Origin of the sequence: Achromobacter sp. E1 (assembly GCF_037039475.1) — a bacterium.
GTDB classification, from domain to species: Bacteria; Pseudomonadota; Gammaproteobacteria; order Burkholderiales; family Burkholderiaceae_B; genus Achromobacter; species Achromobacter mucicolens.
In genome coordinates this window covers 3,763,188-3,779,389 of sequence record NZ_CP146253.1, presented here as the reverse complement: position 1 = coordinate 3,779,389, position 16,202 = coordinate 3,763,188, and the positions used below count along the sequence as shown (strand labels likewise).

The 16,202-nt window shown below is 67.5% G+C and carries 16 protein-coding genes; 7 read left to right on the top strand and 9 right to left on the bottom strand.

Features of this window, described 5'->3' with window-relative positions:
- Positions 1-20 precede the first annotated feature (20 nt).
- Complete coding sequence (locus V6V88_RS17520) at positions 21-1,010, bottom strand: tripartite tricarboxylate transporter substrate binding protein (protein WP_056324022.1); 990 nt, start codon at positions 1,008-1,010, stop codon at positions 21-23.
- Positions 1,007-1,864 (bottom strand): amidohydrolase family protein, encoded by an 858-nt coding sequence (locus V6V88_RS17515; RefSeq protein WP_338615819.1) that lies wholly within the window; start codon positions 1,862-1,864, stop codon positions 1,007-1,009. The genes V6V88_RS17520 and V6V88_RS17515 overlap by 4 nt, the downstream gene beginning before the upstream one ends.
- A 111-nt stretch (positions 1,865-1,975) precedes the next feature.
- On the opposite strand from V6V88_RS17515, the gene V6V88_RS17510 reads away from it, so the two are divergent.
- Together V6V88_RS17510 and V6V88_RS17505 are read left to right on the top strand one after the other, a co-directional pair.
- Positions 1,976-2,863, top strand: a complete 888-nt coding sequence (locus V6V88_RS17510; RefSeq protein WP_338615818.1) for a LysR family transcriptional regulator — start codon at positions 1,976-1,978, stop codon at positions 2,861-2,863.
- Positions 2,864-3,000: 137 nt separating this feature from the next.
- Entirely contained in the window at positions 3,001-4,836 is a 1,836-nt protein-coding gene (locus V6V88_RS17505; protein WP_338615817.1) for an ABC transporter ATP-binding protein/permease, read from the top strand.
- Between the two features lie 15 nt (positions 4,837-4,851).
- On the opposite strand, the gene V6V88_RS17500 is transcribed toward V6V88_RS17505, so the two are convergent.
- From V6V88_RS17500 to V6V88_RS17480, 5 genes are all read right to left on the bottom strand, one after another.
- Complete coding sequence (locus V6V88_RS17500) at positions 4,852-5,655, bottom strand: aspartate dehydrogenase (protein ID WP_056324032.1); 804 nt, start codon at positions 5,653-5,655, stop codon at positions 4,852-4,854.
- A gap of 185 nt (positions 5,656-5,840) precedes the next feature.
- On the bottom strand, positions 5,841-6,788 hold the full coding sequence (locus V6V88_RS17495) for a tripartite tricarboxylate transporter substrate binding protein (protein WP_338615815.1): 948 nt from the start codon (positions 6,786-6,788) through the stop codon (positions 5,841-5,843).
- A gap of 83 nt (positions 6,789-6,871) precedes the next feature.
- Positions 6,872-8,140, bottom strand: a complete 1,269-nt coding sequence (locus V6V88_RS17490) for a carboxylesterase family protein (protein WP_062839060.1) — start codon at positions 8,138-8,140, stop codon at positions 6,872-6,874.
- A 139-nt stretch (positions 8,141-8,279) separates the two neighbouring features.
- Positions 8,280-9,230: an adenosine deaminase gene (locus V6V88_RS17485; protein ID WP_056324040.1), complete on the bottom strand. Its 951-nt coding sequence runs from the start codon at positions 9,228-9,230 to the stop codon at positions 8,280-8,282.
- A 47-nt stretch (positions 9,231-9,277) separates the two neighbouring features.
- A complete protein-coding gene (locus V6V88_RS17480) occupies positions 9,278-10,213 on the bottom strand; it encodes a LysR family transcriptional regulator (RefSeq protein WP_338615813.1) in 936 nt (311 codons plus the stop codon).
- Positions 10,214-10,469: 256 nt separating this feature from the next.
- On the opposite strand from V6V88_RS17480, the gene V6V88_RS17475 reads away from it, so the two are divergent.
- The 5 genes from V6V88_RS17475 (at position 10,470) to V6V88_RS17455 (ending at position 13,966) form a co-directional block, all read left to right on the top strand.
- Complete coding sequence (locus V6V88_RS17475; RefSeq protein WP_223576129.1) at positions 10,470-11,144, top strand: hypothetical protein; 675 nt, start codon at positions 10,470-10,472, stop codon at positions 11,142-11,144.
- A gap of 39 nt (positions 11,145-11,183) precedes the next feature.
- A complete protein-coding gene (locus V6V88_RS17470) occupies positions 11,184-11,549 on the top strand; it encodes a hypothetical protein (protein WP_062839058.1) in 366 nt (121 codons plus the stop codon).
- Positions 11,550-11,643: 94 nt separating this feature from the next.
- Positions 11,644-13,176, top strand: coding sequence for a lytic murein transglycosylase (locus V6V88_RS17465; RefSeq protein WP_338615812.1), 1,533 nt, complete (start codon positions 11,644-11,646; stop codon positions 13,174-13,176).
- A gap of 14 nt (positions 13,177-13,190) precedes the next feature.
- The gene (locus V6V88_RS17460; RefSeq protein ID WP_062840606.1) at positions 13,191-13,736 is read left to right on the top strand and encodes a GNAT family N-acetyltransferase; all 546 of its coding nucleotides are present in this window, start codon (positions 13,191-13,193) and stop codon (positions 13,734-13,736) included.
- Positions 13,737-13,783: 47 nt separating this feature from the next.
- Entirely contained in the window at positions 13,784-13,966 is a 183-nt protein-coding gene (locus tag V6V88_RS17455; RefSeq protein WP_056324053.1) for an oxidoreductase-like domain-containing protein, read from the top strand.
- A 10-nt stretch (positions 13,967-13,976) separates the two neighbouring features.
- Here V6V88_RS17455 and V6V88_RS17450 read toward each other — a convergent pair whose 3' ends face one another.
- Both V6V88_RS17450 and V6V88_RS17445 read right to left on the bottom strand, forming a co-directional pair.
- Positions 13,977-14,414 (bottom strand): acetyltransferase, encoded by a 438-nt coding sequence (locus tag V6V88_RS17450; RefSeq protein ID WP_062840607.1) that lies wholly within the window; start codon positions 14,412-14,414, stop codon positions 13,977-13,979.
- A gap of 37 nt (positions 14,415-14,451) precedes the next feature.
- On the bottom strand, positions 14,452-16,191 hold the full coding sequence (locus V6V88_RS17445; RefSeq protein WP_223576127.1) for a peptidase M14: 1,740 nt from the start codon (positions 16,189-16,191) through the stop codon (positions 14,452-14,454).
- Positions 16,192-16,202: the final 11 nt, after the last annotated feature.

The window sequence follows — 16,202 nt, the reverse complement described above, 5'->3', positions numbered from 1 at the left end:
CCCATCAGGCCCGGCAGTACTCAATCCAGTTTCAGGCCCGCTTCCTTGACGACGCGCTGCCACTTTTCGATCTCGGCGCGGCGGAACGTGTCCAGTTCGGCAGGCGTGGAGCCGATGGGTTCGGCGCCGATGCCGGCAAGCTGTTCGGCGATCGCGGGATCCTTCAGCACCTTGGCCAGCGCCTGCGACACCTGTTCGACGATGGCGGGCGGCGTGCCGGCCGGGGCGAACACGGCGTTCCATTCGTAGGTTTCGTAGCCCGGCACGCCCGATTCGGCGATGGTGGGCAGGTCGGGCGCGGTCTTCGAACGCTCCAGTCCGCCGACGGCGACGGCGCGCAGCTTGCCGTTCTTCACGTGCTGCCAGGCAGAGCCCATGCTGGCGAACATGACGGGCACCTGGCCCGACATCACGTCGATCATGGCCGGGCCGCCGCCCTTGTACGCGACGTGCTGCAACTGGGTCTTGGCCAGCAGGTTGAACAGCTCGCCCGCCAGGTGCTGGGCCGAACCGGGACCGGCCGAGGCAAAGTACACCGGTTCCTTGGCATCGGGCTGGCCCAGTTTGATAAGGTCGGCGACCGACTTCACTTCGTACGACGGCGTCACGACCAGCACGTTGGGCACGCGCAGCAGCAGCGACACCGGCGCGAAGGCCGACAGCGTGTCGAACTGCATCTTGCTGTGCAGCGCGGGGTTCTGCGCGTGATTGGAGGCGTCCAGCATCAGCGTGTAGCCGTCGGGATTGGCCTTGGCGACGACGGCGCCGCCGATCATGCCGCCCGCGCCGCCGCGGTTTTCGATGACGACGGGCTGGCCCAGCTCGGCCGCAAGCTTCGGGCCGATCAGGCGAGCGACGACGTCCACGGTGCCGCCGGGCGGATAGGTCACCACCAGCGTGACCGCGCGCTCGGGGTAGGCGGCGTGCGCGGCGCCGGCGGCGCCAGCCAGCAGGCCGGCGGCGGCGAACAGCGCGCTACGCTGCGCCAGGCGTTTGATGAGAGGGGTCATGGAGTGTCTCCTTTGAATTGGAATAGCTGCAACGGCGTGTCGGCAAGCACGGCCCGCCGTTGCGCGGGGTCGTCGATCCAGGCGTCCAGCCACTGCGTGGCCGCGGCATAGGACGCCAGGTGGCGATGTTCGGTATGGGGCCAGTCGCTGCCCCACATCAGGCGTTCGGGGGTGTAGGCGTCCAGCAGTTGCTGCGTGGCCAGCCGGCCGGAAGCCGCGCAGGCGGCAGCTGCCCAGTTGCGGTAGGGCGCGGCCAGCTTCACCCACACGCGGCCGCTGTCCGCCTGGCGCAGCAGATATTGGAAACCGGGGTCCGAAACGCCGAGCGCGGGATCCGGGCGGCCAAAATGATCCACCACGATCCGGCAGCCCGCGGCCAGCAACGCCGGCATCACGCCGTCCAGGCGCGCGGCCTGCAGATGGATTTCCACATGCCACCCCAGCGCATTCACGCGCGCAAGCAACGACTGCCAGGCGGGCGTCTGCAATGCGGGGCTGTCCAGCCCGACAAGGTTCAGGCGGATGCCGACCACACCCGCGCCGGCCAGGTCCTGCAATTCGGTGTCGGTGATGTCCAGCGCCACCACGGCCACGCCGCGCAACCGGTCGGGCGCCGCGCGCAGCGCTTGAACCAGATGGCTGTTGTCCGTGCCCAGGAAGCTGGGCTGCACCAGCACGCCGTGGCGCATGCCGTGCGCGTCCAGCAGGTCCAGATACTCGGCCAGCGTGGCATCGTAGTCCGGCGTGTGGCGGCGCGTGTCGGCAAGGGCGAGGCCTTGGTGAAACACGTGGGCGTGGGTGTCGACGGCGGCGCCTGGAATCGGCGAGGGCAAAGCAGTCTCCTGATTCGGCATGGCGTTCGCGGAACGGCACTGCCGGTATGTAATGGTCTGTAAGTCGGGATTCTAGGAAGTCGATGTATAGTTTTCCATTGTGGAAAAGCGCTTTTTATATATTGGATCAATATGGAAACCCGGCACCTTCGGTACTTCCTGGCGGTGGTGGACCACGGCAGCGTCAGCCGCGCTTCGGACTGGCTGGGCATTGCACAGCCCGCCTTGAGCCAGGCGCTGACGCGCATGGAAAAAGACCTGGGCGTGAAGCTGTTCGAACGGTCGCGGCAGGGCACGACGCCCACCCCGGCCGCGCAGGCCATCCTGGAAGACGTGCGCGCCAGCGTGGCGCGCATCGACGCCGCGGCCCGCCGTGCCCGCGAGATCGGGCGGGGCAGCGCGGGGCAACTGACGGTCGGTCTGGTGTCCTCCGCGCTTTTTGACACCTTGCCGCGCGCGCTGCGCCAGATGCGCCAGCAGGCGCCGGGCGTGCGCATCATCCTGCGGGAAATGAGCAACGCCGAACAGGCCGAGGCCTTGCAGACGGGCGAGATCGATATCGGCCTGATGCATACACCCGTGGCCGTGGGCGGCCGCATGCGCGAGCGCCAGTTGCTGCGGGACCGGCTGGTGGCCGCCGTGCCCGACGAGTTCGAGGTGCCGCCCGACGGTCAGGTGTCGATGGCGCAGATCGCGCAGGCCGGTCTGGTCATGTACCCGCAGTCGCAGTTGCCGGCATTTTATGCGGACATCCTGGATGCCATGCGCAAGGGCGGACACGACGCGCACGTCAACCAGGAGGCCAGCCGCACGTTGACGGTGCTGTCGTGCGTGGCGGGCGGCTGCGGCGTGGCCTTGCTGCCCAGCTGGATACGGTCCATGGATTTTCGCGGCGTGCGCTTTTGCGAGGTGAGCGATGGCGCGCGCCTGCCCAGTTTCGACCTGAGCGCGATCTGGCCCGCGCGCAGCGTGCCCACGCTGGCGGACCTGTTCGCCAACCTGGACCTCGGTCCAGCTTGATGAAATCGCGTCTCGGCTTTCAACGCGCCTTCAATGTCCTTGGCGGTGGCTTAAGCCAGGCTTAAAGCGGCAGTTTTGCCGGAACTGCGCCGGATCCGGACGTCTAACCAGGAACGTCATTGCGAGGTTCCGGGCTCATGGATCTGAATTGGCAGCAGCAACTTGCAGAAAGCGCCCTGTGGCTTGCGCGCGCGTTCGGCATCTCCGCCGTCGCGCTGGCGGTGGTCACGCTGATCCTGACGCGCACCACGGTCTGGGGCAGGAAGTTCTGGCGGCTGGCTTGGCCGTACCTGACGCCTCGCCGTAGTTGGCGCCCGATGCTCACCCTGGCCTTGCTGCTGTTCCTGGCGATGTTCGCGGTGCGCATGACCGTGCTGTTTTCGTTCTGGTACAACGGCTTCTATAGCGCCTTGCAGGCGCTGGACCAGTCGGTCTTCTGGCACTTCCTGGGGATTTTCGCGGTGCTGGCCACTGTGCATGTGGTGCGCAGCCTGGCCGACAGCTACGTGGGCCAGGCCTTCGACATTCATTGGCGCGTGTGGTTGAACGAACGGCTGACGCGCGACTGGCTGGGCGCGGGCGCCTACTACCGCGGTCACTTCCTTGCAGAACCCGTCGACAACCCCGACCAACGCATCGAACAGGACATCGCGCAATTCGTGACGGGGTCGCGCACGCTGGCGATCGGCGCGATCAGTGCGATCGTGTCGCTGGTGGCCTTCACGGCGATCCTGTGGGGGTTGTCGGGTCCGCTGACGCTGGGCGGCGTGGAGATTCCGCGCGCCATGGTGTTCGTGGTTTATCTGTACGTCATCGTCGCGACGTGGCTGGCCTTCAAGATCGGCCGCCCGCTCATCAAGCTGAACTTCCTGTCCGAGCGCCTGACGGCCAACTTCCGTTATGCGCTGGTCCGACTGCGCGAGAACGCCGAGAACGTTGCGTTCTATCAGGGCGAGGAAGTGGAGCGGGCGACGCTGTGGACGCGCTTCACGTCCTACATCGCCAACCTGTGGGCGCGCGTGTACCGGGGCCTGAAGTTCGACGGCTTCAACCTGTCGGTCAGCCAGATCGCGGTCGTGTTTCCGTTCATCCTGCAGGCGCCGCGCTTTTTCAGCGGGGCGATCAAGCTGGGCGATGTCATGCAGACCTCGCAGGCCTTCGGGCAGGTGCAGGAATCGCTGTCGTTCTTTCGCAGTTCCTACGACACGTTCGCCCAGTACCGCGCGACGCTGGATCGTCTGAATGGATTCCTGGATGCCAACGAGGCCGCGCGTGCGCTGCCGCAGGTGCAGACCCAGACGCTGCCCGATGGCCTGGAGATCGAGGGCTTGAATGTGTCGCGCCCGGATGGCGCCTGCCTGCTGGATAACCTGAATCTGCGCCTGCATCCCGGACAAGCCCTGCTGATCAAGGGGCCGTCGGGCAGCGGCAAGACCACCTTGCTGCGCGCGTTGGCCGGTCTGTGGCCGTACGCCCACGGCGTGGTGCGGCGGCCGCAGGGCGCGTCCGCGCTGTTCCTGTCGCAGCGTCCGTATCTGCCGCTGGGCGACCTGCGCGGCGCGGTGGCGTATCCGGGGCTGGCGCAACCGGCCGACGACGCGCGGTTGGCCGATGCGTTGCGGCAGGTCAACCTGGGGCATCTGGCCGGCCGGCTCGATGAGGTGCACGACTGGTCACGCGTGCTGTCGTTGGGCGAGCAGCAGCGCATTGCGTTTGCCCGCGTGCTGTACAACCGGCCCGCGCTGGTGTTTCTGGACGAGGCCACCTCGGCCACGGACGAAGGGCTGGAGCACATGCTGTACAGCCTGCTGCGCGAGGCGCTGCCGGACAGCATGCTGGTCAGCGTGGGCCATCGCAGCACGTTGGATGCGTTCCATACCCAACGGCTGGATCTGGACGGAACGGGACGCTGGCAGGTCGGGCCCATGCCGGCGCCGCGCCACGGCGACGCGTTGCGGCGGGCGGCGGCCTGAAGGAGGGTGCCGCCCTCAGGTGCCGACGCGCAGCGGTCCGGTGAGCTTGCGCAGTGCGGCGATCACGCTTTGCGCGGTGATGCGTCCGGTCTTGGGATTGGCCGACGGGATGTTCTGGATTTCCATCGAGAACGAGGCGGAGTCGGACACGACCTCGACGCGGTGCAGGTTGCGATCGAGCGAGGGATCGGCCCAGATTTCCAGCGTGGTGCGATCCGGGCCGATGCCCGCCAGCGACACGCTGACAGCCACGTTGAGGTTGGCCGGAAAGCCCACGGCGGCCTCGCGCGGCGAGCCGCGGAAGATGAGGCGCGGCTCGGTGATGCCTTCGATGTCGATGTTGTTGTCGGTCAGGTAGGGCGCGCCCAGCAGGCCGCGCACCGGCTTGCGGGTGATCATCGTGACGGAATGGATGACGCCTTCGGCAGCGGCGGTGATGGCGTCCAGCCCCAGAATGGCGCCCGACGGCACGATGACCTGGCCGCCGTGCTGGCGCGCGATGTCGATGAGGTCTTCGTGGCGCAGCAGGGCGCCCGAACTGAGCACCACCATCTTCTTGCCGGCGCGCAATACCGGTTCGGCGATGTTGCGGAACACGGCCGCGGGCGCGCATTCCACGACCACGTCGCAATGGTCGGCAAGGCCGTCGATGGTGGTGAAGGCGGGCGCGCCGTCTTTCCACGAGAAGGCGGGCGGGGCGCTGGGATCGCGCACGGCGACGGCGGCGAGCGTCAGGCCGGGCAGGCCGGCATCAAGGGATTGCGCCACGGCTTGGCCGATGGCGCCGAAGCCGGCGATGCCGACGCGGTAGCTGTTCATGGGTATCCGAAAAAGTTGGACCCGCGGCAGGACTGCGGGTGGTTCGGGAATGCGGCAGGCAGCGCGCCGCAAGGCTGCCGGCCACTGTAGCCACCGGCTGGCGACGCGTCAATGCGGGATGCCCGCAAGGTCGCGCAACCACGCCGGCCCCGCGCCCCAAGCAAGCCGCCGGGGCTTTGCCCGCGCTATTGCAGCTTGATCCCCAGCTCCTTGATGAGCGGTCCCATCTCGGTGCGGTCGGCCTGGATCGTCGCGGCCAGTTCCTCGGGCGTGCTGCCGATGGGGATCATGCCCAGGGTCTGCATCTGGGCCTGCATGGCGGGATCCTTCAGGATGTCGCTGACCGCCTTCTGGATCTGCGCGACACGGTCCTTCGGAATGCCTGCCGGCCCCATCAGGCCGATCCACGGCTGCGGCGCGTAGTCCAGGCCGGACTCCTTCAGTGTGGGCGTGTCCGGCAGACCGCCGAAGCGTTGCGGGCTGGTGATCGCCAATGCCCGCAACCGTCCGCTGTCGATCAGCCCCTTCGAACTGGACGGTGCGTCCAGGCCCACGTCCAGCTGTCCGCCGATCAGGTCGTTCTGGGTCTTGCCGGACGATGACGAGGGAACGTACAGCGCCTTGATGCCCGCGCGCCGCGCGGTCTGTTCCCAGACCAGGTGGAATGCGGTGCCGATCGAGAACGATCCCACGCTCAGGCTGCGCGCGCGGCTTTCGCGCACAAAGTCTTCCCAGGTTTTGAGCGGGCTGTCTTTGGGCACGATGAAGATGAACGGCGTGCGCGCCACCAGCGAAATGGGCTGCAGGTCCTTTTGCGTGTCGAACGGCAGGCTATCGACGGCAAACGGCACGATGGTCACCGAAGAAGCGACCACCATGCCCAACGTGTAGCCGTCGGGAGCAGACTTGACCAGCGCGCCCGTGCTGATGATGCCCGAGGCGCCCGGCTTGTTCTCCACGACGACGGGCTGGCCCCAGGCCGCGCCCAGCTTGCTCGCCAGGACGCGCAGCATGACGTCGACCGGACCGCCCGGCGGATTGGAAACGATGATCTTGACCGGCTTTTCGGGATAGGCTGCGGTGGCGGCAAGCGGCAGCGCGAGCGCCATCGCAAGAAGGCATTGCTTGAACATGGAATTCCCCTTGTGTTGTTGGTGTGCAAGGCGCTGGGGGTAAGCCCGGCGCCAGATGCGGCATGGCGGGTGGCGTGGCGGGCTCAGGCCAGGATCTGCATGTGCGGCGCTTGCGGCCAGGCCGGCGCATCGCCCCGGATGAAGGCCAGCCAGGCGGTCTGCGTCTGGCGGGCAAGCTGCTCTGCATGCGCAGCAGGCAGACCGGCCAGCATGGGCGCCCCGGTAAAGGCTTGCAGGGTGTCGAACACGAAAGGCAGCTCGATGCAATGGCACGCGCCAAAGCGGTCCGTTGGTGCAACGTCAAAGCGCGCCAGCCAGGCGTCTCGGCCTTGCGCGGCGGCGTGCCCGGCCCACTGCCGCGATGGCGCGCCGAACACGGCGTCGCCCATCTGCTGGCTGGCAGCGTCGGTGCCGTGGTCTGGAAAGGCGGCCATCTCGTCGCGCGTGTAGCAGACCAGCACGTCTGCGCGGCCCGCGGCGGTCATCAGCGCGGGGGCAATGTCCAGCGGCAGCACCTGGCCATCGAGCACCGGTGAAAACAGGCTGCGGCTGCTGCCTTCGGCCTGCAATGCCTGCACCACCTCGGGCGCCTGTTGGGCAGCCAGCAGCGCGGACACTGGCAATTTCCGGGCCTCGGAAAGCGATTCGGCCCCGGCCGCGCGCAGATAGACCTGTCCCAAGGCTTCGCCCTGCGCCGCGTTGCGAAAGCCGCGGCCCAGCGCGGCGCTCTGCAGGATGGCGCGCGAGAAGCGCGGCTGGCGCGTCAGGATGGCGCAGATCGACGAGGCGCCGGCCGATTGCCCCATCACCGTGACGCGCTCGGGGTCGCCGCCCAGGTCTTCGATATTGGCCAGCACCCAGTCGATCGCCATCTCCTGGTCCAGCAGCCCGGCATTGGCCGTCTGCCCCGGCACGTACAGCCAGCCAAGCGCGGCCAACCGGTAGTTGACGGCCACGACGACCACGTCGCCCCGTTGCGCCAGGCGCGAGCCGTCGTACCAGTCCAGCGCGCCGCCGCCGCTTTGCCAGGCGCCGCCGTGCAGCCAGACCACGACGGGACGGCGCTTGCCATCCGCGGCCGGGGTCCACACCGTCAGGTGCAGGCAGTCTTCGGATTGTTCGGCATCGAAGTCGCCCATGGCGCCGCGCAGGCGCGAGGGCAATTGCGGCGCCACGGCGCCCATTCCCGTGGCGTCGAATTCACCCCGCCAGCTGGCGGGCTGCGGCGGCGCAAATCGCAGTTCGCCCACGGGCGCCTGCGCATAGGGAATGGCGCCGAAGCGGCACACGCCGCCGTCGCGCACGCCGGCAAGCGTGCCGCTGCGCAGCGCCGCCTTCACGCGTTCACTCATATCCTGCCCCTTTGTCTCGTTGTTCATCGTCCAGCGGCGGCAAGCGTTGCTGCCGCCGGACTATGGTAGGGAGGAAAGTGCCGCGCCGGGCATGCCGGTTTTGAACAGAGCCATGCGCAACCCGCATGGCTGGAAGGCGCTACCTGGCGATGCGCGCGTCCAGGCTGTTGTCCGCCAGGGCTTGCGCCTGCTCGCGCGTCATGCCCAGGTGCTCGTAGAGCGCGTGGAAGTTCTCGTTGACATAGCCGCCGAAGTAGGCCGGATCGTCGGAGTTGACGGTGACCTTCACGCCGGCATCAAGCAGCGACAGGATGTTGTGCTCGCGCATGTGGCCGAACACGCGCAGCCGGGTGTTGGACAGCGGACAGACGGTCAACGGAATCTGCTCGTCGATCAGGCGGGCGATCAGTTCGGGATCCTCGGCCGCGCGCACGCCGTGGTCGATGCGCAGCACCTTGAGCAGATCCAGCGCTTCCCAGATGTATTCGGGCGGGCCTTCCTCGCCCGCATGCGCCACGGCGGGCAGGCCTTCGGCGCGCGCGCGGTCGAACACGCGTTGAAAGAGGCGCGGCGGAAAGCCTTGCTCGCTGCTGTCCAGACCCACGGCGATGAACGCATCGCGGTAGGGCAGCGCCTGCTCCAGCGTGCGCATGGCCTGTTCTTCGGGCAGGTGGCGCAGGAAGCTCAGGATCAGGCCGCTGGTTACGCCCAGTTGCTTCTCGCCGTCGGCCAGGGCCTGGCTGATGCCGTTCAACACCGTCTCGAAGGGCACGCCGCGGTCGGTGTGCGTCTGCGGATCGAAGAAGGGTTCCGTGTGCACCACGTTCTGCTCGCGGCATTTGAGCAGGTACGCCCAGGTCAGGTCGTAGAAGTCCTGCTCGGTGCGCAGCACGTCCGCGCCGCGGTAATAGAGATCCAGGAATTCCTGGAGGTTGTTGTAGTCGTAGGCGCCACGCAGGGCGTCGATGTCGGGCCAGGGCAGCGCCACGCCGTTGCGTTGCGCCAGCTTGAACAGCAGCTCGGGTTCAAGCGTGCCCTCAAGATGCAGGTGCAATTCCGCCTTGGGCAATGCGTTGAGCCATTCGTACATGGGTGCTCCGGTATGAAAAAGGGGCGTGTTCGGGGGGCGCGCGCGGCTCAGGCGGCCAGCGCAATGCCATCGGCCAGAATGGTGCGTTCGAGCTGGGCAGCGAAGGCGCGCGCCTGACGGGTGCTGGGACGGTCGCGGCGCCAGATGGCGGCAAGCGGAGACTTGCGCAAGGCGGGGCGGGCGGGCAGCACGGTGAGTTCGCCGCGCGCCTGCCGGACGGCCGCAACGCTGCCGGGCAGCATCCACAGATACTGACCGTCCAGCAGCAGTTCGCGGCCGAATTCCAGCGACAGGACGCCGATCATATCCGGAATCGCCAAACCGGCCTGGCGCAGGGACAATTCCAGCTCGCCGCGGATGCGGCTGCCAGGCAGCGCAGTGATCCACGGATACGCGACATAATCGGTCAGCGTGGCCTCGGGCAGACGGGTCAGCGGATGATGCGGCGCGCAGGCCAGCACCACGGCGTCCTCAAGCAACGTGGTCGAACGGTAGATCTGCGGATTGACGGTGCTGGAGAAACGGCTGATCAGCACGTCCAGCGCGCCGGCGTCCAGGTCCTCGATCAGCCGTTCGTGTGTGCCGATCTCGATGGTGAGCGTGATGCGCGGGTGCGCCTCGCGGTAGTCGCGCGCAGCCTGCGCCACCGGCCAGCCCGCAAACATCGAAAAGCAGCCCACCGTCAGGCTGCCTTCCTCGCCGCGCGAGACGGCGGCCAGGTCGACTTCGGCCTTGCGAAAGCCCGTCAGCAGCTGGCGCGCATGGCGGCACATGGCGTCGCCCAGCGGCGTGCAGGTGGTGCCCTTTGCGGTGCGCTCGAAGAGCCGCGCGCCAACCAGTTCCTCGATCTCCGCAATGGCGCGCGACAGGCCCGATTGCGTGCTGTGCAATTGGGCCGCCGCCTTGGACAGGTTGCCCAATTCTGAGACGGTCAGCACGATTTCCAGGTGCCGGATGCGGAGTTTGCCTCGGAACGGTGTCATGGCGCGGGGAAGCGGAAGCGATTTGCCGATTATTCTCCCGCGCTGGCCGCTTGGCAACGCGCGCGAGGATTCGGGATATAGTTCGACGCCTGGCGGCGCGGAGGCGGCGAATGGCGGCCCGCTGCGCTGCGGGAACCTGCAACGGCTTTGGCTTGCAACGGGAGAAGCGGCATTGATGTTGAAAAGACGCGGCGGCAAGTGCGTAGGTTTATGTGCCGGCAACGGCGGCCGCCCCTGCGGCGGCAGGCGCACGGCGATGATTGCCGCGGTCACGCTGCTGACTGCGGCGCTGGCCGGTTGCAGCGTGTCACGCGTCGACGACGTGGCCGTCAAATGGCCGCCCTTCAAGCAAGGCACGCCGGTCGTGCTGCCGTCGGATCCGGCGCAATGCCCCGACCTGGCCGGCGTCTATCGCGCGCAGGGTGAACGGCGCGCCGGCGATGCCGATGCGTTCCTGCTGGAGGACCTGCGCGGCTTTCTGACGTATCCGTTGGATCTGCCGGGCATGCGCGATGCCTCTTTGCCCGCATGGAAATCGTCGCCCCGCGCAACCGTCTCGTTCGTCCCGGATGCTCTCGGATGGCAGATAGAGGCGCGCGATGAGCACGGTGCGCGCCAGGTGTCGCAGCTTGTCCTGCAAGAGGAAGGCGCCGATACGGCAGCCGTGGGCGAACCCCCGCATCCCGGCAATGCCATCTGGCGCGCTGCCGGATGCACGCAAGGCCGGCTGTGGGTCAGCGTGCGCCATGACTGGCGCCAGCATGAGTCCATGGGCGTGCGGCGTCACGTGGCCATCCTGCGCAAGGACGCGGGCGGGCTGCTGCTGACGGTGGCGCGAGAGTCCGACAGCATCGGCATGCTGCTGCCCTGGTACACCAACGACGGCGACTTGTTCCAATACTGGTTTGCGCCCGCCACCGATCATCCCTGAAGTCCGCGGGCGCAAGCCTGCCCATTTTTTGAGAGAAACATGACCGCTAAACGGATCGTCACCTGGACCTTTTTTTTCGCGCTGTTCGTTGTACTCGTGGCGCTGTTCTGGCGCCAGCTCTTCGATCAGACCCCGCCGTCGATGCGCGAACTGGGTGGCACCATCGAGGGCGGCAACGCCCACATCTATGGCGAATCGCCACGCCAGGACGGCATGGCCGACCGGGCGATGCTGGCTGCTGCCCAGCGTGGCGATCCCGGCGCCCAATACCTGCAGGGCCTCGTCATGGAACACTTCGACATGAAAGAGGCGCTGCGCTGGTACGAGGCCGCCGCGGCTCAAGGGTATGAAATGGCCGCGCAACGCCTGGCGCAGTTGCGTGAGGCGCCGCCCGCCCCGCAATGATCGGCCAGTGTCCGCTGGCAGGGCAGGCGCCGCGTTCGATTTCGGCCGCCGGTCGCGGTACGATCCCGGCTGACCTCGATTTTTCAGGAAAGCCATGCGCCAGAGTTTCTCCCGTCCTCGAATCGACAGCTTTTCGCGCGTGCTGCTGGCCGCGGCCCTGACCGCCGCTGCCGCCGGCGCCGCGCAGGCGCAGTCGCCCGGATCTGCCACCGGATCGCGCATCCAGACGCCCGCGCCCGAACAGCCGCAACCCGCGCTCAAACCCAAGCGCAGCTTTGACGACACGCCCGCGCCGGCTGCCCATGCCGCGCCCGCTGCCGCGCCGGCCACTGCGCCCGCTACTGCGCCGGCGGCAGCCCCTGCTGCTTCCGCCGCGCCCGCCGCCGCGCCCGCTGCCTCCGCCGCCCCCGCCGCCCCGACGGTCATCGTCCCCACCGAACTCGACACCAAGGCCTGCATCGACAAGCTGCGCAAGGGCGCCACGGCCAACGGCCTGACCGTTGCCGACTGGAACAAGTACACGGCCAACGCCACGCTGCTGCCCACCACCGTTGCGTCGGCCAAGGGCCAGCCCGAGGGCCGTGAAAGCTGGTGGGACTACATCGCCAAGACGGTCGACGACGAGCGCGTGCAGGACGGCAAGGCCGTGCTCGGCAAGTACGGCGCGCAGCTGGGCGCCATCAGCCAGCAGTATCAGGTCGATCCCGCGACGCTGGTCGCCATCTTCGGCATCGAAACCAACTATGGCCGCCAGGTCGGCAAGACCGACGTGCTCAACGCCTGGCTGACGCGCGCCTGCACCGAAAACAAAACGCTCTGGGAAAAGAACGCCTACGCGTCCGTGCGCCTCTTGCGCGACGGCGTCGTGCCCGCCGACAAGTTTGTCGGGTCGTGGAGCGGCGCGTTCGGCATGACGCAATTCATCCCCACGTCGTTCTACGAACTGGCCGCCGACGGCGATGGCGACGGCCGCATCGACCTCTACAACTCGCTGCCCGACGCGCTGGCTTCCACCGCCAACCACCTGCGCAAGCGCCGCGCGCAATGGACGCATGGTCTGCCCGCCGTCGTGGAAGTGCGCGTGCCAGCCGAGCTGGCCGCCGCGATTCCCGCCGAGGCCGACGCCGAGTACGTGGGGTCGCAGGATCGCCGCACGATCGCCCAGTGGGCGCAGGCCGGCGTCAAGCAGGGCGACGGCTCGGTGCTGAAGCTGCCCTCGGGCAATGACCAGCAGGCGTACCTTTTCGCGCCGACCGGCGCACGCGGCCCGGTGTTCCTGGCCACCGTGAATTTCGACGCCATCCTGCACTACAACCAGTCGCGCCGTTACGGCCTGGCTGTATCGCTGCTGCTGAACCGCCTGCAAGGCGGTCCGGCGCTCATCACGGCGTGGCCGACCGACGACCCTGGCCTGTCGCGTGCGCAGATCAAGGAACTGCAGAAGCAGCTGTACGGCCGCGGTCATGACATCGGCGTGGCCGACGGCATCCCCGGCGGAAAGACCCGAGACGCCGTGCGCGAGGAGCAGGCGCGCCTTAACTTGCCGCAGGACGGCCGCGTGGGCAAGCGCATCCTGGATGCGCTCAAGGCCGAGCAACCGGCCGCCATGCGGGCTTATCCGGAATAAAGAGCGAGTCTGCCATGCCGTCCACCGAATTTCCCGACGATTTCCAGACCCCGCGTCTTTACGCGCGCCGCATGTCGCAGGCGCATCTGCCGTTCATGATCGAGATGCACGCCAATGCCGATCTGATGCAATCGATGGGCGGAACGCGCGACGCGGCGGCCAGCCGAAGCTACGTGGCGCAGAACATCGTCCACTGGACCGAACACGGCTACGGCATGTATGTGCTGCAGGACCGCGAGACGGGCCTGCCCGCTGGCCGTGCCGGGCTGAAGGCGACGTCGTCGCCCGGCCGGGCCAGCGTGGAGCTTGCCTATGCGCTGCATCCTGACTGTTGGGGCAAGGGCTTTGCAGCGGAGATTTCCCGCGCGTTGATCGGGCTGGGGTTTCGCCTGCTGCCGGTGGACGTGCTAGGCGCCGTGGCGCTGCGCTCAAACCTGGCGTCGCAGCGCGTCATGGAAAAGACGGGGCTGCGTTACGTCGGCATGACGGGCGACGCGCCGGAACCCAAGGTCTGCTACGAAATCCGCCGCGCGGATTGGCGCAAGCGAGAAGGCGTGTGAACGCCCGCGCCGTGCCGGCGCATGACGCGCGGCGCTAACATGGCGCCATGAGCAAGAAGAAATCCCCGGACGACGATCCGCCGCCCGTTCCGCCTGAACGCCCCGAGCCCGGCGAATGCTGCAACAGCGGTTGCATTCCCTGCGTCTACGACCTCTATGACGAGGCCATGGACCGCTATCGCGAGGCCTTGAAAGCGTGGCGCGCCCGGCACGAAGCGGGCGGCGCCTGAACGCGTTGCCTTAGCCAGCCAGCTTCATGTGAATGATGGGAAAAGGGCGGCCGGAGTCGTCGTGGGCCGAGCGTCCCACGTCTTGAAATCCGTAGTGCTTGTAGAAGCCGTGCGCCTGCGGATTCTGCTCGTTCACGTCGACCAGCAGCGTGCCATGCAGCGAGCGCGCAAAGTTAAGGAGCCGGCGGCCGGCCCCCTTGCCGCGCTTGTTGGCATCCACGAACAGCATTTCGACCTTGTTGCCGGTCAGGCCCATGAAGCCGGCGACTTCGCCGGCATCGTCCTCACAGACCCAGACCCTTACCGACGGCAGGTACGTGTTCAGCACCTTCGGGTACATGGCCTGGATTTCCTTTTCCGTCAGGAAAGTGTGGGTGGCGCGCACCGAACGGAGCCAGATGTCCACCAGGGCCAGATCGTCGCCGTGGTTGCGTTCTCGGATGTTCATTTTTTTATTGCGGGTTCAAGCGGCGGGATCCAGGCTTCTATAGTCCCGCGCGATACAGATCGGTGGCCGCCAGGACGGTTTCCATCTGCACAGTATGCGCGAAAACGAATCGGTCTCCGTAGACCGTTTCATCCGGAAACTCCGAGATGAGCGCCATTGGCAATTCTTCACGATCGGTTTCCGTGACCTGCACGGGAATGCCGTTGAGCACGTCGAATCCCTTTTCCAGCGCGTGTGCGTGAAAGAGTTCCAGTTGCCGCGCGTTGAATTCCACCAGCCCCGGCACGTTGCGCGCAAGCCGCGCGGTGACGCCTTCGATCAGATGCCGGGCGCGATCGCCCCAGCCCGGATGATGGCGCAGCACCAGGAAGAACCCCTTGGGAATGGTCCACAGCTCAAAGTGACGCGGCAGGTACCCCGACAGCGGACGCGTCCATTCGTGCGCGGGATAGCCGTGCAGGTTGATGTGCAGTTGCGCGCCGCTGATCGCATGCGCCTGATGGCGGCCTTCGCGCTCGAAGAACGGCGCGCGCTCGCGGTAGGCGATATCGTCGCCCAGCGCGCTGTAGCGCGAGGCGTGCAGCATGTGGCGAGGATGCTGCTCGCGCAGCCGGTTGAACAGCGCGTAGCCATCGGGATTTTCCGAGGCGATCAGCGCAAAATGCGCATCGCCGCGCGCGGCCAGCGTCTGCGCGGCGCGCAGGGCGCCCACCACGCCGGAGGTTTCGTTGGCGTGCTGCGCGCCCGAAATGAAGACGGCTGGACCCGGGCCGCGCACATAGGTGCCCAGCACCGGACGGCCCTGCCGGGACACGGCCTGGAAGGTGTCGCCGCCAAAGGCCGCCATGCACCCGGCGATCTGCGCGGCCGACAGCGGCTCGCGCACCTGCGCCAGCGGACCGGCAGGCGCCGCCGGCGTCACGGGCGCGACGGGTGCGAAAGGTTCCACCGAGATCTGCACGCGGGGCGCGCCATCGTGGCGGCGGATGTCGGGAATGATCTGGCCGGGTTGCAGGCCCCGGTCGCCGGAAGGGCGGCCGGAGTGCTGCTGGAAGTGCTCGAGCAGCGAGAAATAGATGTCTTCGTGCAGCGCCTCGAAGGTGCTGACGATTTCCTCGTCGACCGGCAGCGCGAAGTCGATGCCGGGCAGGTCGACGCGGATCTCCAGCCGGTCGAAATACGGCTCGTGCGCGCCCCAGGTGTGGGTGCGCACCGTGTCCATGATGCTGCGAAAGAGCAACTGGTATTCGGTGGCCTGCGCGGCATCGGTTTGCACCGCGCCGCTCGCGTCGCGCACCCGCAGCCAGCCGGTGGGCGACAGCTCTGGCGTGCCGTCCGGCGCGTGCCCCAGCTGATTGGGCGCGAAGACGCGGGCGTCGAGCGTGCGGCCGTCGGCATAGCCCAGGGTGACGTCGTAGTGCAGGTCCTTTGCGCCGGGCAGCATCGTCACGCGGACGTCCTTCAGCAGCGCGACGAGGGGGTAGGCTTCGAGCGTGAAGCGCTTGGCCTGCGCGTGCTCGTGCAAGGGATAGCGGATCTCGGCCGAGACCAGCCCGTCGTGCTCGACCTCTTCAAGGAAATAGTGCAGCAGCGGCTTGTAGGCGCTGCGAAAGCGCGCCGTCACGCCGGCCTGTTGCAGCCGGTCTTGCGCGGCGCGGCGGGCTTGGGCGCTCTCGAACAACCAGCCCTCCACGACCGCGCCGCGCCAGGCCGGCGCCATGTAGGCGTGCGTCCAGGCGTCCAGCGTGCGATCGAAACTCTTGTCCAGCAACGACATACTCAATATTC